Source organism: Streptomyces sp. NPDC087270 (assembly GCF_044744625.1).
Classification (GTDB): Bacteria; Actinomycetota; Actinomycetes; order Streptomycetales; family Streptomycetaceae; genus Actinacidiphila.
On the sequence record NZ_JBIUYR010000005.1, the window covers coordinates 149108 to 164453 of the forward strand.

The window sequence follows — 15346 nt, forward strand, 5'->3', positions numbered from 1 at the left end:
CCGAGTAGGTTGGAGGGCCGCCGACCTGCACGGTCGGCCGAAAGGGGTGCGCAGGTGCTGGAGGGGGCGGAGCCGGGCGACGCGTGGATACGCGTCCCCGTCGGCGAGGAGGCGGCCCGCTGGGCGACCCGCGGTAGCTGCCGCCGGGTGCTGCTCGTCGTGCACAACGTCACCTCGGCGACCCGGCTGCTCGACGTGCTCCCGCTCTTCCGCGACGACCTGCGGGTCCAACTCCTCGCCACCTGTACGGGTTCCTCGCCGTTCGGCGCGGGGGTGCGCGAACTCCTCGACGCGGTGGGCGTCCCGGTGCTGCCCTGGGACCAGGCGCTCCGCACCCCGGTGGACCTGGCGGTGTCGGCGAGCTTCGGCGGCGAACTGGAGCGCCTTGAGGGCAAATTGGTCATACTTTCACATGGAATCGGCTACAATAAGACCCTTGCCGGAAAGCCGGAAAGCCGGAAAGCCGGAAAGCCGGAAAGCCGGAAAGCCGGAAAGCCGGAATCGGTCTTCGGGCTGTCACGGGAGTGGCTGCTCGCCCGCGGCGAACCGATCGCGGACGCGATGGTGCTGTCCCACCCCGAGCAGGTGGACCGCCTCGCCGCCGCCTGCCCCGAGGCCGTACCGACCGCGGTGCTCGGCGGGGACCCCTGCTACGACCGGATGCTCGCCGCCGAGCACCACCGGCCGCGCTACCGGAGGGCGCTGGGCGTGCGCCCCGGCCAGCGGCTGGTCCTGCTCAACTCCACCTGGAACCCGACCTCCCTGTTCGGCGACGGCGGCCCGGATGACGTACTGCCGCTGCTGCTGCCGCGGTTGGCCTCGGAGCTGCCCGCGGACGAGTACCGGGTGGCGGCCGTGCTGCACCCGAACATCTGGGCCGGGCACGGCCCCGGGCAGGTGCGGCTGTGGCTCGACCGGGCCCGCCGCGCGGGCCTGACGCTGATCGACCCGCTCGCCGGCTGGCGGCAGGCGCTGATCGCCGCGGACCTGGTGATCGGCGACTTCGGGTCGGTGAGCTACTACGCCGCCGCCCGCGGCACACCCGTGCTGCTCGGTTCCGCCTCCCTCGCCGCCCTCGGGCCCGGCACTCCGGTGGCCGCCTTCGTCCGCGCCGCGCCCCGCCTTGACCCGTACGCGGCGCTCCTTCCGCAACTGGAGCGGGCGATCACCGAGCACCGACCGCTGCGCGGCCCGGCCGAGTTGACGACCTCCTCGCCCGGCGGGTCGGCGCGGCTGCTGCGCGAGCTGTTCTACCGGCTGATCGGCATCCCCGAGCCCGCCGCCCCCGCGCGGCTCGACCCGCTGCCGCTGCCCCCGTACGAACCGGCCGAGCCCACCGCGCCGCTCCGGGTGATCGTCCACCGCGACGCCGACGGCGTCCTCGCGGTACGCCGCCACGCCGACCCTCGGCACGAACCCGACGGGCCGGGCGACGGGCATCTGGCCGTCCACGAGGACACCCTCGACCCCGGCGTGCTCGACCTCGCCGACCTGATCCTGCGCCACGCCGACCCGGACGACCCGCGGCTCGGCCCACCGCGGCGCTGGACCGCGGAGGTGCTGGCGCGGTACCCGTCCTGCTCGCTCGCCGCGTACGTCACCGGCCGGCACGCGTGCGTCGTACGCCACCGCGGCGGGTTGCTGGCCGAACTCACCGCGCGGCCATGTCCCGAAGCACCAGGCGAGACTCCGGCGGAGGGCCCGGTGGAGGGTCCGGACCCGGCGCTGTACGCGTCCGCGCTGCTCGCCCTGCTCGGGCCGCACGGCGAAGGCGCCGAGCCGCTGCTCACCCGCGGGTTCGCGGTGCGGACCGGGACGGCCGTGCACGCGGTGGCGTCACGGCTGCTCGGGCCGGCAGCGCAGCCGCAGGGCGGCGAGGTAGTCGAGGTGGACGGTGGCGTGCTGCGCGCCGAGGAGGGTGGCGGCGCGGTCGATCAGGGGTAGCGCGGCCGGGGCGTCGCCGGCCATGAGGTCGGTCTCGGCGAGGTCGGTCAGGACCCGGGCCGCGTTGTAGGGCTCGTCGGTGGTCTGCTCGAAGTAGGCGAGCGCGGTGTCCAGGCGCTGCCTCGCCTCCTCGAAGCGGCCGAGGCCGCGCAGCGCCCGACCCTGGTGGCGTTCGACCAGCGCCGTGGCGCGCGGCACGTCCTCGCGGCCGTCGTCGTCCGGGCCGATCCGGGCGAGCAGCAGCCCGGCCTGTTCGAAGCAGCTCAGCGCCTCGGCGAAGCGCCACTCCCGCAGCCGGAGCAGGCCCAGCGTCTCTACGGCGGTGGCCCGGCCGCGCAGATGCCCGGCGGTCTCCTCCGCCCGTGCGGCGGCGGCCAGTTCACGGCCCGCCTCCTCGTATCCGGCCGACTCGATGAGCGCGAGGGCCAGTTGGGTGTGCATGCGGCCCGCCATCCGCGGGTCGCCGTGGTAGGCGGGAGCGGCGCGGACGCCCGCGCGCAGGGCGGGCAGCACCGTGTCGTAGCAGCCCGCCTTGAGTTGGAGGGCCCACAGCGCCTCGGCACCCTCGCAGACGGCGGCGGGGTCGTCGAACTCCTCGGCGGCCAGGACGGCTTCCACGATGTTGTCGGCCTCAGCGGTCAACGCGGCGATGGCGGCGCCCTCGTCCTCGTACCGGCCCGCCAAGGCCCCGCCGTCCGCGCCGCTCACACCGTCCACGCCGAGCCGGTCGTAGCGGTCGTAGCGGGGGCCGATGTGCCAGCGCTGCGGCAGCGCCGCGTGGTCCGCGCGGACCGCGAACGACACGTACCACTCGACGGCGCGGCGCAGGGCGGCCGCGCACGCGGCGACGCCCTCCTCGCGGGCGGCGGCGTCGGCCGCGTGCGCGCGGACCGCGGGGCGGAAGCGGTACCGGCCGTCGGGGGCCGGCTCCAGCAGGCCGTGCTGGGCGAGTTCGGCGAGCAGGTCGCGTGCCTCCGCCTCGCCGATCCCGGCCGCGGCGGCCACCGGTCCCGGGTCCAGCGCCGGCCAGGCCCGCAGCGCGGCGAGCCGGTACACCTGGGCGGCCGGCGCCGCGAGCCGGCGGTAGAGGCCGTCGACCACGGTCCGCACCGGGTCCCCGCCGGCGGCCGGCGGCGCGGTGGCGGCCCCGGCCAGGTCGGTCGCCGCGGCCCGCAGCGCGAACGGCGAACCGGCGCAACGCGCCAGCACCGAGGGCAGCGTGGCGCGGGCCGCCGCCACGGCCTGCTTGCCGACGAGGTCGACCAGCAGCCGTTTGGCGTCCTTGTCCCCCAGCGGGTCGACGAGCACCGGACGCGCGTCCAGGCCGGTGAGCGGGCGACGCGCGACGACCAGCGTGAACACGCCGGGCGCGGCGGTGACCAGGGGCACGACCTGGGCGGCGGTCCGCGCGTGGTCCAGCACGACCAGCAGGCGGCGGTCGGCGAGCAGCGCACGGAACAGTTCGGCGCGGTCCTGGGCGGCGGGCGGAACGCGCTCCTGCGGGACGTGCAGCTTGAGCAGGAAGTGCCGCAGCAGCGCGGTGGCCGTGGGGGCGGTGCTGGTGGAGCCGGCCCGCAGGTCGGTGTAGAGGGTGCCGTCGGGGTAGCGGTGTGCCTGGAGACCGCCCCAGTGGAGGGCCAGCGCGCTGGTGCCGACGCCCTCCGGACCGTAGAGCACGGCGATCCGCGGACGGCCGTCGGGCTTGCGGAACGCCTCCCGGTCCAGTGCGGCGAGCGGGCCCTTGCGGTCGGTGAAGAAGCGTACGGAGGCGGGCAGCGTGTGCGGCACGTGCCGGCGGTCGGGGCGCGGGTCGGCGGGGGCGCCGCTCATCCAGGTACCGAGGGCACGGGCCCGTTCAGGGTCGCTGCGGGCCTGGTCGACCAGGACCGCCGCCAGTGCTTCGCGGGCGGCCGCGTCGGCGGGAGCGGTGACCTCGCGGCCGGCGACGCGCGCCACGACACCGCCGACCGCCTCGCACAGCCGGCGGCCCGACTCGCCGGCCGCACCGGCGCCGACCGAACCGAGGAACGTGGTGACCGCCGACACCGACAGCGGATCAAGCACGGCACAACCCCCCGGAGCCCAGGCGTAGTCACGCGGAGTGCGCCGCTACGCCTACGTTACGTCTCGGGACCCACGGTAGTGCCTGCGGGGCTCGGGACGGCACGGTTCCGGCGTGTTCAGGAGGTGCCGCCCGGCGGGGGGCCGGCGGGTGCCGCCGGTCCTCGATCAGCCCTCGATCAACCCTCGATCAGTCCTCGACCCAGCCGTGGCTCTTGCCGAAGCGGAGCAGCTGCTGGCGAATCTGGATGATCTGCTCGCCGGTCATCCAGGGTGCCGTCTTGAGCAGGAGTTCGGTGCACTCGCGGGTGTACTCGTACTCGCTCAGCACGTCGCACATGGGGTCGTCGAGGTCGATGCCACCCGAGGAGCGGGGGGCGGAGGAGACCGCGGAACCGCGCGAGGCGGTGACACCGGCGGGCACACCGTCCGCACCGTGGGCGAGGCGGACGGAGGACGCCTTGAGCCCCCGGTCACCGTCCTCGACCTCGAACTCGACCGCGACACCGGAGCGCACGAACGACTCCGGGATCAACAGGTCATTGACGTGCAGGAACACGTCCTCACCACCGGTCTCCGGCGCAATGAACCCATAACCGCGAGCACCGTCGAACCTGACAACCCGACCGGCAACCATGCCAAACCCCCAGCAACCACTCCCGGGCCCCTTGCCCGAATGACCTGCGACGCATCGTAGCGCTCCGCCGGCGGGATCGGGTACAGGCCGTTCCCGGCGCGTCCGGCGGGTGGTCCGCGTACCTCGGCCGGCGATCCGCGTGCTCGCGCCGGCGATCCGCGTGCCGGCGCCGGTCCTCGCGGCCGGTGGTACGGCGGTTGACACCGCTGACGGCCTGACGCGGCTGACGCCGCTGGGACGGCGGACACGGCGGACCCCTTCAGCACCGGGTGTGTCGAAGCAGTCGGTACCGATCGCGAATGAACAATGCCCATCTGGTAATGCATGGCAGGCTGCGTAACCGAACCCGTCCAGGCCAGAAGGGACCAAGATGAGTCAGTCTGCGCAACCTGTGGGTGTCGTAGGGGTCGTGTCGGAGTCGCAACCCGGGGAGACGAGGGTGGCCGCCACCCCCGCGACCGTGAAGCAACTCCGCGGGCTCGGCTACGAGGTCGTCGTGGCGGCCGGGGCGGGACACGGTGCGAGCCTGTCGGACGAGGCGTACGAGGAGGCCGGCGCGACGATCGGCGACCGGGCCGGCGCGTGGGGCGCGGACGTGGTGCTGGCGGTGAACGCGCCCTCGACGGAGGAGATCGGGCTGCTCCGCGACGGTGCCGTGCTGGTCGCACTGCTCGCCCCGGCCACCCACCCCGACCTGGTCGACGCGCTCGCCGAGCGGCCCGTCACCGCGCTGTCCATGGACGCGGTGCCGCGCATCTCCCGGGCCCAGTCGCTCGACGTGCTCAGCTCGATGGCGAACATCGCCGGGTACCGGGCGGTGGTGGAGGCGGCCCACCTCTTCGGGCGGTTCTTCACCGGCCAGGTCACCGCGGCCGGCAAGGTGCCCCCGGCGAAGGTGCTCATCGCGGGCGCGGGCGTGGCCGGTCTCGCGGCGATCGGCGCCGCCGGCAGCCTGGGCGCGGTGGTGCGCGCCACCGACCCGCGGCCGGAGGTCGCCGACCAGGTCAAGTCACTGGGCGGCGAGTACCTCTCGGTCGAGTCGGCGGAGGCCGAGGTGAGCGCCACCGGCTATGCGAAGGAGATGTCGGACGACTACAACACCCGCGCCGCCGCGCTCTACGCCCAGCAGGCCGCGGACGTCGACATCATCATCACCACCGCGCTGATCCCCGGCCACCCGGCGCCGCTGCTGATCACCGAGGAGATGGTGGCGAGCATGCGGCCGGGCAGCGTCGTGGTGGACATGGCGGCCGCGCAGGGCGGCAACGTGGCGGGCACCGTCGCCGGGGAGGTGGTCGTCACCCCGAACCAGGTGTCGATCGTCGGCTACACCGATCTGGCCGGGCGGCTGCCCACCCAGGCGTCGCAGCTGTACGGCACCAACCTGGTGAACCTGCTGAAGCTGCTCACCCCCGGCAAGGACGGGCGGGTCGTGCTCGACTTCGACGACGTGGTGCAGCGCTCGGTGACGGTGGTGCGCGACGGCGAGAAGACCTGGCCGCCACCGCCGGTGCAGGTCTCGGCGGCGCCCGCGCCGGCGGCCGGCGGCGCGCCACCGCCGACGCCGCCCGCGGGCAAGGCGGCGAAGCGGCCGGCCACCGCGAGCCGCCGCTACACCGTGGTCGGCGCCGCCGCGGCCGTGCTGTTCGTGCTCGCCGGCTTCGCCCCCGCCCAACTCATCGGCAACCTCACGGTGTTCGTGCTGGCCATCGTGATCGGCTACTACGTGATCGGGCATGTGCACCACGCCCTGCACACCCCGCTGATGTCGGTGACCAACGCGATCTCCGGCATCATCGTGGTCGGCGCGCTGCTCCAGATCGGGCACGCGCACACGGCCGTCACGGTGCTGTCGTTCGTGGCGATCCTGCTGGCGTCCATCAACATCTTCGGCGGATTCGCCGTGACCCGCCGCATGCTCGGCATGTTCTCCAAGGACTGAGGCCGCGATGACTGCATCGACCGCCGCGCAGGCGGCCTACATCGTCGCGGCTCTGCTGTTCATCCTCAGCCTGGCCGGACTGTCCAAGCACGAGACGTCCCGTTCCGGCGTGGTGTTCGGCATCTCCGGCATGGCGATCGCGCTGGCCGCGACCATCGGCCTGGCCTCCCGCAGCATCGCCGCCACCGGGATCGGCCTGCTGGTCGTCGCGATGGTGATCGGCGCGGGGATCGGCCTGTGGCGAGCCCGCCGGGTCGAGATGACCGGGATGCCGGAACTCATCGCGATACTGCACAGCTTCGTCGGCCTGGCCGCGGTTCTCGTCGGCTGGGACGGCTATCTCGAAGTGGAGGCCAAGGGCAGCGGCCAGACCACCATCGCGCACGACCTGCTGGGCATCCACCACGCCGAGGTGTTCATCGGCATCTTCATCGGAGCGGTCACCTTCACCGGCTCGATCATCGCGTTCCTGAAGCTGTCCGCGCGGATCAAGTCGAGCCCGCTGATGCTGCCGGGCCGCAACTACCTCAACGTCGGCGCCCTCGTGGCGTTCGTCGGGCTGACCGCCGCGTTCGTGGCGTCGCCGAACATCGGCCTGCTGATCGCGGTCACCGTCGTCGCCCTCGCGCTCGGGCTGCACCTGGTCGCGTCCATCGGCGGCGGTGACATGCCGGTGGTGGTCTCCATGCTCAACAGCTACTCCGGTTGGGCCGCGGCGGCGTCCGGCTTCCTCCTCGACAACAACCTGCTGATCGTCACCGGCGCGCTGGTCGGCTCCTCCGGTGCGTACCTGTCGTACATCATGTGCACCGCGATGAACCGGTCCTTCCTGTCGGTGATCGCCGGCGGCTTCGGTATGGAGGCGGCCCCCTCGGACGACAGGGAGTACGGCGAGCACCGCGAGATCAACGCCGAGGAGACCGCGGAACTGCTGCGCTCCGCCTCGTCGGTGGTGATCACCCCGGGGTACGGCATGGCGGTCGCGCAGGCGCAGTACCCGGTCGCCGACCTCACCCGGCGGCTGCGCGAGCGCGGGGTGGAGGTCCGCTTCGGCATCCACCCGGTGGCGGGGCGACTGCCCGGGCATATGAACGTCCTGCTCGCCGAGGCCAAGGTGCCGTACGACATCGTGCTGGAGATGGACGAGATCAACGACGATCTCTCGGCGACCACCGTGGTGCTGGTGATCGGCGCGAACGACACCGTCAACCCGGCCGCGGCCGAGGACCCGGCCAGCCCGATCGCGGGCATGCCGGTGCTGCGGGTGTGGGAGGCGGAGAACGTGGTGGTCTTCAAGCGCTCGATGAACACCGGCTACGCGGGCGTGCAGAACCCGCTGTTCTTCCGGGAGAACACCCAGATGCTGTTCGGCGACGCGAAGGAGCGGGTGGAGGACATCCTCAAGGTGCTGTGACCCCCACGGGCACCGTGCCGGCCGGTTTCTACGCCACGGACCCGCGCCCCGGCGGTACGAACCGGGGCGCGGGCCCCGTCCGCTGGGATGCGTCTCTCCGGGATGCGTCCGCCGGGCGCGGGCCGAGCCGATAAGGTCCGTGCAGCGGACGCAACCGGGGGGATGCATGCGGATCACGTGGTCCACCGTGCTGTGCGCGGCGGCCGTCTTCGTCTTGCTGCTGTCGGGCGACGAACCCGGCGACGGGGTGCCGGCCGGGCCGCACCTGAGCAAGTCCGTGGTGGAGGCCGACCTCTCGGGCGTGGTGACGGCGGTGCGGGCGCCGCAGGTCACCGGGCTCATCACCGTCGGGCTCAAGGTCTCCGTCAAGCGCACGGGCAAGCCGCTGCCAGCGGAGTGCTTCGCGGGCAGCGGCTACAGCACGGTCACCAACACTCCCGGCAACTACACCGTGGTCGTGCGCGCCCTCGTGGCCGACGGCTGGCACACCTACCGGCGCACCACCGCGCACGGCCTGGTCGACACGGGTCTGTCCAAGGGCGGCTGGGACCTGTCGGTGTCCCGTTCCCTCGTTCGCGACATCCTCGATGCGATCGTCCTCTACGCCACCGACACCACCTGCTAGCCCCGCCGGCTTGATCGCCTACGCTCGGTCACTGAACGGGAATCGCGAGGCGGAGGAGTTGCCGGGCATGGCCGACGAGGACGCGAGCAAGGCCGCTGGGACGGAGGGCCGGGCCACCGTGTTCGGTTCGATCGCCGCGGAGTACGGGCGGTTGCGGCCGGCGCCGTGTGACGCGGCCGTGGACTGGCTGGTGCCCGAGGGCGCCGCGCGGGTGCTCGACCTGGCTGCCGGGGCCGGCACGTTGACCGGGCTGCTCACCGCGCGGGGGCCCGAGGTGGTCGCGGTCGAACCGGACGGCCGGATGCGGGCGGTGCTCGCGGAGCGGAACCCGGGGGTGACCGTGCTCGAGGGCACCGCGGAGGCCATTCCGCTGCCGGACGGCACCCTTGACGCGGTCGTGGTCTCCTCGGCGTGGCACTGGTTCGACACCGAACGGGCGGTGCCGGAGATCGCCCGGGTGCTGCGGCCCGGCGGCCGGCTGAGCGTCGTGTGGAACGGGCTCGACGACACCGTGCCCTGGGTGCACGAGTGGCGCACCGGGTTGCGCGCCGCCCGTACGGCCGAACGTGACCGCCCGCCACGGGAGCACTTCCGGCGCGGCGAGCGGCTGCGGGAGACCCTCGCCGGCCCCGGCTCCCCCTTCGCGGAGCCCGAGCACGCCACCTTCACCTGCGCCCGCCGTACCACCCCCGCCGACGCGGCTGCCCTCCTCGGCACCTACAGCCGCCTCCTCATCCTCCCCGCCGACCAGCGCGCCGCCCTCATCTCCCAGGCGGAGCAGGCCCTTCGCGCCCGCCCCGGCCTCCTCGACCCCGACGGCACGATCGACCTCCCCTTCCGCTCCATGTGCTGGCGGACCGACCGCGTCCCCTCGGACCGCCCGTCCGCGTGAGCCCGTCCGCCTGAGCGAGTCCGCGTGAGTCCGCCCGCGTGAGGCCGCCCGTCCGCGTCACGCCGGGACCCAACTTCCGTGGAAGCCGAGGGGGACCGGCCCGGGCAGATGGATACGGGCCAGCGGCGCCCCGCTGAAGTCCTGCGCGGCGAGGATCACCAGATCCGCGGCGCCCCGCACGGGATCGTGGACGTAGGCGAGGGCATAGCCGTCGTCCTCGGCGCGGGCGCCGCCGCCGGCGGCCGGCACGAACACCGCCTCGCTCGCGGGTGAGTCCTTCGGGAAGCGGTGCACCTCGGTGCTCCCCCGCAACAGGTCGTGCTTGAGCAGCGCGTTGCCGAAGACGCGGTCGGGCGCCACCCCGTCCACCGTCTCGTAGGCCCGCCACATCTCTCCGGCCGTGGCCGCGTAGCCGTACCGGTGGCGGCGGGAGACCAGCGACTCGCGGACCCGGGGGAACTCCTGCGGCCGGTCGTCGATCCGCCGGGAGCGCAACCGCCCGTGCGCCAGGTCGATCGTCCAGCGGTCCAGGCGGGGCGTGCCGAGCGCCGAGGGCCCGTCGCAGCCGCGCCCGGCCGCGAAGAACGGCGTCGGGAAGCTGGTGAAGTCGACGGTGACGGTGGTCCCGTCGTCGTAGGCGTTGAGCGTGTGCGAGTAGTACGCCGACGGGTCGGTCTCGAACCAGCGGATCGGCCCGCCGGCCCGCGGCAGCACCCCGACCCGGGCCGGATGCCTGTCGTTCCAGGTGTACGGCACCAGCGCGCCGGCCTGCGCGGCGGCGGCGTCGAATGTCACCGGGGTGTCGAACACCACCACATAGCGCTCGGTCAGGGCGAAGTCGTGCATCATCGGGCTGTCCGCGACCGGGATGCGGGTGGTGCGCGCCACCCGCCCGGTGCGGTCGACGACCAGGTGCCGTACGTGGTCCCAGGTCGGGTAGTACGTGATCGCGTGCAGCTCGTCGGCCTGTTCGTCGTACTTGGTGTGCGCGGTGAACGCACCGCTGAGCGTCCCGCCGAAGTCGTACGGCCCGAGGGTGTCCAGTTCCTCGCCGAGTTCGTACGGCGTCGGGCCGCTCTCCTGGAGGGCCATCACCCGGCCCTTGTAGGGGATGACGTGGGTGTTGTTGGCGAAGTCGTCGGCGGGGGCCTGCCACGGGTAGGGCTCGCCGAGCTTCGCGGCGACGGCCGCGGACCTGACCCAGCGGTTGCGGTACCACTCGGCGCGCCCGTCACGCAGCCGCACGCCGTGCACCATGCCCTCGCCGAGCATCCAGTGGTGGGCGCGGGGGTCCTCAAGCCCCAGCACATTGGGGCCCGTTCGCAGATAGCGGCCGTCCAGCTCGCGTGGGACGCGGCCGGTGACCGGCAGGTCGAAGGCGGTCACCTCCTCGGTGGCCGGGGCGAACGCGCCGTGCAGGAAGGGGTAGGGGTCGCGGCGCGCGGTGGGCGCCGCCGCCTGTGCCCGCGGGGCGCCGGGCAGACCGGGCAGACCCGGTACGCCGAGTGCGGTGAACCCGCCGAGCGCCGCCGCGCCCGAGCCGCGCAGCACATTCCGTCGTGTGAGATCCGTCATGATCCGAACTCCCCGTCGCAGCCGTTCCGAAAGGGGTACCGCACGGCGCGGCGCCCTCTACGACTGTGCCGTCCACGGGCCTCTGACCTCACTACTGTTGCCTTGCCGACTGGGGTGGGGCCAGCATGCCCAAGCTTTCCCCCGTCCCGCACCGGCGGCACCGTCCGTGAGCACAGCGGCCATCTCGTCACGTTCCGGGGTCGGTTCGAAAGCTTGGCATCCGCTTTACCGGCGACCGGAACCGCGCTGATCGCCGGGGAGTCTTAAGTTTGGTAGTCGCAGCCGATGCAGTGATATGAGCGGAGTACAGGTACATGGGTCGGGTCAGGACCAGCATGGGGATCGCACTGGTGGCAGGTGCGGTGCTCGCGGGCACGAGCGCGTGCGGTGGGAATTCGTCCGCTTCGACGCCGCCGAAGGACGACGCGAAGGCGTCGTCGTCAGGCTCGGCGGTGACCCCGAGCCCGAAGCCGACCACGCCGAAGCCGCTGGGTCCGCCGATGCTTCTCGACACGATAACGCCGCAGACGGGCACCACCGTCGGCGTGGCGATGCCGATCTCCGTGGTCTTCACCAACCCGGTGGCGACCTCGGCGCGGGCCGGCGTCGAGAAGGCGATGAAGATATCGACGTCGGTGCCCACCACCGGTGCCTGGCACTGGTTCAGCAGCACCCGGGCGGACTTCCGCCCGCAGGACTACTGGAAGCCGGGCACCAAGGTCACCATCGACGCGGACCTGAAGAACGTGCCGAACGGCAACGGGCGTTACGGCACCCACAGCTACACGCACACCTTCACCATCGGCGACGACAACCGCGCCAGCGTGTCGGTCACCGGCCACAGCATGAAGGTGACGCACAACGACACCGTGGTGAAGACGATGCCGATCGACGCCGGCAGCCCGTCGTTCCCGTCGTGGGACGGCACGATGGCCGTCATCGACAAGCAGAAGGAGGTCCGGATGACCTCCTGCAGCGTCGGCATCAGCTGCAACAAGTCCAGCCCGGACTACTACGACCTGACCCTGCCGTGGGACGTGCACCTGACCACCTCGGGCACCTACGTGCACTACTCCACCGGCGACCCGTACCCCGGGCACAGCTACGGCTCGCACGGCTGCGTGCACCTGTCGCTCGCGAACGCGAAGTGGTTCTACAACTTCATCAAGCCGGGCGACCCGATCACCATCACCGGTTCGCCGCGCGGCAAGGCCAAGGGTGACAACGGCTACGCGGACTTCAACCTGAGCTGGTCGACCTGGCTGGCGCAGAGCGGCGAGGGCCAGATCACGACCAGCCCGGCCGCCTGACACCGCCGGGTTCCTGGGAGGGGCGGGCTCACCGGATCGTCAGGTGAGCCCGCCCCCGTCTGTGCCCCCGTGTCTGTGCCCCCGTCTCCGCCACCTTCAGCGCCCCCGCCCCTGCCCCGGTCCGCGGGCCGTCCGCGCCGCCCGGACGTCAGTCGGGCAGCGCGGGCAGCCGGCAGCGGACCAGGTGATGGACCTGCTCCGCGGTCCGCAGCACCAGCGCCTCGGCCGCGGCCTCCCGGCAGGAGGTGTGGTCGAGCCGGCGGACCGCGGCCCGGACCTCGTCGAGCGCGGACGGGGCCACCGACAGGGTGTCGCAGCCGAGCCCGACCAGCAGCGGCAGCACCAGCGGGTGCGCGGCGGCGTCGCCGCAGACGGACACCGGCCGCCGGTGCGTCCGTGCGGCCGCGACCACCGCGGCGATCGCGCGCAGGACCGCGGGGTGTGCGGTGGACGCCGGTCCCGCGGCCGGGTCCCGGCGGTCCAGTTCCAGCAGTTGGCAGGTCAGGTCGTTGGTGCCCAGCGACAGGAACGCGGCCTCGCGGGCGAGCTCGTCGATCCGCCGGACTGCTTCCGGCAGCTCCACCATGATCCCCAACGGTGGTGCCGGCAGGTCGAGTTCCGCCGCCGCCCGGTCCAGCAGGGCGCGGCAGGCCCGCAGTTCGCCGACGTCCGCGACCATCGGGATCATGATCCGCAGTTCGGCGCGCGCACCGGCCGCCGCCGCCAGCAGCGCGGTGAACTGCTCGCCGAACGCGTGCGGTCGGGCCAGCATCAGCGGCAGCCCGCGCCCGATCCCGCGGCCGGCGGGCCGGTCCGCGGACAGGAACGGCGGCAGCTTGTCGTCGGCGAAGTCCAGCGTCCTGACGGTGGTGATCCGCCCGGCCAGCGGGGCGAGCACCGGCCCGAGCGCGATGGTGTGCCGGGCCCGGGAGGGCCAGCGCACCGCGTCGAGGAAGGGCAGTTCGGTACGGAGCAGGCCGACGCCGTCCGCGCCCGCCAGCAGACCGGCCCGCACGTCGGCGGGCGTGGCCACGTTGGCCCGCAGGGTCACCGGGTGGCCGTCGACGGTCCGGGCCGGCAGGTGCCGCTCGGCGGCGAGCTGGGCCCGCCGCTCCCGTACGGCCGCGATCGCGGCGAGCGCGCTCTCGCGTTCCCCGGCCGCGGGGTGGACGACGGCCGCGGCCCCGTTGACCAGGGTCTCCACTCCGTCGGGCAGGTCGAGCACCAGCGGGTCGACGCCGAGCAGCAGCGGGATGCCCAACGAGCGGGCCACGATGGCGGCATGCGAGTTCGGCCCGCCCGTCACCGACAGCGCGGCCGTCACCGTACGGCCCGGCTCCAGCAGGTCGGCGGCGCCGATCTCGCGGGCGGCCAGCACCACCGGCCGGTCGGGCGGGGGCTCCTGGACGCCGTGCAGCACCGCCAGCACCCGGCGGCCCACCTGCCGGACGTCCGCGGCCCGTTCGGCGAGCACCGGGTCGCCGAGCGCGGCGATGGCCCGGGCCTGCGCGTCCACGGCCTCATGCACCGCGTCCGCCGGGTCCGCTCCCCCGGCGACCAACCGGAGGGCGTGCTGCCGCAGATCGGGATCGCGCGCGATGAGCCCGCCGATCTCGATGATGTCGGCCTGCTCCTCGTCCCCCCGCGCCCGCAGCCCGGCGGCCACGGCGTGCAGGCGGTCGGCGGCCGTGTCGAACGCGTCCGCGACCAGCCCGCCGGCCTCGGGTGCGCCGGCCGTCTCGCCGGCGTCGGCGGGCGCGGGCAGCGCGGTGAGCCGGCGCGGACCGGACGGGCCTGCGGGGGCGGAAGCGGAGGCGGGGGTGCCGGAACTCGCGTCGGCGCGGCCGGAGATGGCGGGTTCGCCGCTCCCCTCGGTGGCGGGATCGCCGGTCCCGCACCCGCACTCCGCGCCCTCGGCGGCGGTATCCGCGGCCGTTCCGCCGGGGCCGTACGCCGTGCCCGTGCCCGTGCCTGCGTCGGCGGGTTGACGGGGAACGCGGGTGGGGGTCGGGGTGGGCGTGGGGAAGGGGCGGTCGGTGCGGTGGAGTTCGCCGAGTGCGGTGCCGGGCGAGGCGGGCTGTCCCGGATAGCGGAGGCGGGTGCTCATGCCGCCGCCTTGGCCGCGGCGGCGGTGTCGGCGAGGGCGCGGAAGATCAGCGCGGTGGAGGTGGCGCCCGGGTCCTGGTGGCCGACGCTGCGCGGACCGAGGTAGGAGGCCCGCCCCTTCCTGGCCTGCATGGGGGTGGTGGCCCGCATGCCCTCCTCGGCGGCGTCGGCCGCGGCGGCGGCCGCCTCCGCCAGGTCACCGCCGGCCGCGGCGGACGCGCGGAACGCCGCGAGGGCGGGTGCGTACGCGTCGATCATCGTCTTGTCGCCCTCGGTGGCGGCGCCGAGCCGCCGTACCCCGGCCAGTCCCGCAGCGAGCGCGTCGGCCACCCGCTCGGGACCGGCCGTACCCGCCTCGGACCCGGACCCGTCCGGCTCGTCGAGCGCGTCCAGCAATTCTGGCGCGTCCAACGCCTTGCCGACGGAGCGGAAGGCGCTTCCGTACAACGGCCCGGACGCGCCGCCGACCACGGAGATCAGCAGCGAACCGGTCTTGACGAGTATCAGCCCGGGGGTCGCCGCGTCGTACTCCGGCAGGGCCGCGGCGACCGCCGCGAAGCCCCGGTGCATGTTGGCGCCGTGGTCGGCGTCGCCGATGGCGGAATCCAGTTGGGTCAGCCGGTCCTTGTGCGTGTCCATGGCCGCGGCGATGGCCTGCACCCAAGTGCGGGCGAGGGCGGTGTCCACGGGATCTCCGTTCGTCAGTGCGGTGGTGTGCGTGCGGTGCGGGCAGTCGGGTGGAGCGATCGGATGGCGCGCGGTGCGGGCGGTCGGGTGAGGCGATCGGATGGCGTGCGGTACGCGCAGGCACGGCACCCGCAGGCGGCAAGTGATGTGCGC

11 protein-coding genes are annotated in these 15346 nt (G+C 73.8%); 6 read left to right on the forward strand and 5 right to left on the reverse strand.

Annotated features, from left to right (window positions below):
- The first annotated feature begins 54 nt into the window (after positions 1 to 54).
- Entirely contained in the window at positions 55 to 1944 is a 1890-nt protein-coding gene (locus ACIPAE_RS12030; RefSeq protein WP_402444660.1) for a hypothetical protein, read from the forward strand.
- Here ACIPAE_RS12030 and ACIPAE_RS12035 read toward each other — a convergent pair.
- Together ACIPAE_RS12035 and ACIPAE_RS12040 are read right to left on the reverse strand one after the other, a co-directional pair.
- Complete coding sequence (locus ACIPAE_RS12035) at positions 1837 to 4008, reverse strand: tetratricopeptide repeat protein (RefSeq protein WP_402444662.1); 2172 nt, start codon at positions 4006 to 4008, stop codon at positions 1837 to 1839. The two genes, ACIPAE_RS12030 and ACIPAE_RS12035, sit on opposite strands and share 108 nt — an antisense overlap.
- A 187-nt stretch (positions 4009 to 4195) precedes the next feature.
- Positions 4196 to 4642, reverse strand: a complete 447-nt coding sequence (locus ACIPAE_RS12040) for a cold shock domain-containing protein (RefSeq protein ID WP_329362771.1) — start codon at positions 4640 to 4642, stop codon at positions 4196 to 4198.
- A 370-nt stretch (positions 4643 to 5012) separates the two neighbouring features.
- On the opposite strand from ACIPAE_RS12040, the gene ACIPAE_RS12045 reads away from it, so the two are divergent.
- The 4 genes from ACIPAE_RS12045 (at position 5013) to ACIPAE_RS12060 (ending at position 9515) form a co-directional block, all read left to right on the forward strand.
- On the forward strand, positions 5013 to 6584 hold the full coding sequence (locus tag ACIPAE_RS12045) for a Re/Si-specific NAD(P)(+) transhydrogenase subunit alpha (protein WP_402444664.1): 1572 nt from the start codon (positions 5013 to 5015) through the stop codon (positions 6582 to 6584).
- A gap of 7 nt (positions 6585 to 6591) precedes the next feature.
- Positions 6592 to 7998: a Re/Si-specific NAD(P)(+) transhydrogenase subunit beta gene (gene pntB / locus ACIPAE_RS12050; protein WP_402444666.1), complete on the forward strand. Its 1407-nt coding sequence runs from the start codon at positions 6592 to 6594 to the stop codon at positions 7996 to 7998.
- 166 nt (positions 7999 to 8164) lie between these two features.
- On the forward strand, positions 8165 to 8623 hold the full coding sequence (locus tag ACIPAE_RS12055) for a hypothetical protein (RefSeq protein ID WP_402444668.1): 459 nt from the start codon (positions 8165 to 8167) through the stop codon (positions 8621 to 8623).
- Positions 8624 to 8690: 67 nt separating this feature from the next.
- Positions 8691 to 9515: a class I SAM-dependent methyltransferase gene (locus ACIPAE_RS12060; protein WP_402444670.1), complete on the forward strand. Its 825-nt coding sequence runs from the start codon at positions 8691 to 8693 to the stop codon at positions 9513 to 9515.
- Positions 9516 to 9572: 57 nt separating this feature from the next.
- On the opposite strand, the gene ACIPAE_RS12065 is transcribed toward ACIPAE_RS12060, so the two are convergent.
- The gene (locus ACIPAE_RS12065; RefSeq protein WP_402444672.1) at positions 9573 to 11090 is read right to left on the reverse strand and encodes a carotenoid oxygenase family protein; all 1518 of its coding nucleotides are present in this window, start codon (positions 11088 to 11090) and stop codon (positions 9573 to 9575) included.
- A gap of 314 nt (positions 11091 to 11404) precedes the next feature.
- Here ACIPAE_RS12065 and ACIPAE_RS12070 point away from each other — a divergent pair, with 314 nt between their 5' ends.
- Positions 11405 to 12400 carry an Ig-like domain-containing protein gene (locus ACIPAE_RS12070; protein WP_402444674.1) on the forward strand — a complete coding sequence of 332 codons (996 nt, stop codon included), beginning with the start codon at positions 11405 to 11407 and terminating at the stop codon, positions 12398 to 12400.
- Between the two features lie 148 nt (positions 12401 to 12548).
- Here the strand turns inward: ACIPAE_RS12070 and ACIPAE_RS12075 are convergent, their stop codons facing one another.
- Both ACIPAE_RS12075 and dhaL read right to left on the reverse strand, forming a co-directional pair.
- Positions 12549 to 14507 (reverse strand): putative PEP-binding protein, encoded by a 1959-nt coding sequence (locus ACIPAE_RS12075; protein WP_402444676.1) that lies wholly within the window; start codon positions 14505 to 14507, stop codon positions 12549 to 12551.
- Positions 14504 to 15193, reverse strand: coding sequence for a dihydroxyacetone kinase subunit DhaL (gene dhaL / locus ACIPAE_RS12080; protein WP_402444678.1), 690 nt, complete (start codon positions 15191 to 15193; stop codon positions 14504 to 14506). Before dhaL ends, ACIPAE_RS12075 begins: the two co-directional genes overlap by 4 nt.
- Positions 15194 to 15346 lie beyond the last annotated feature (153 nt).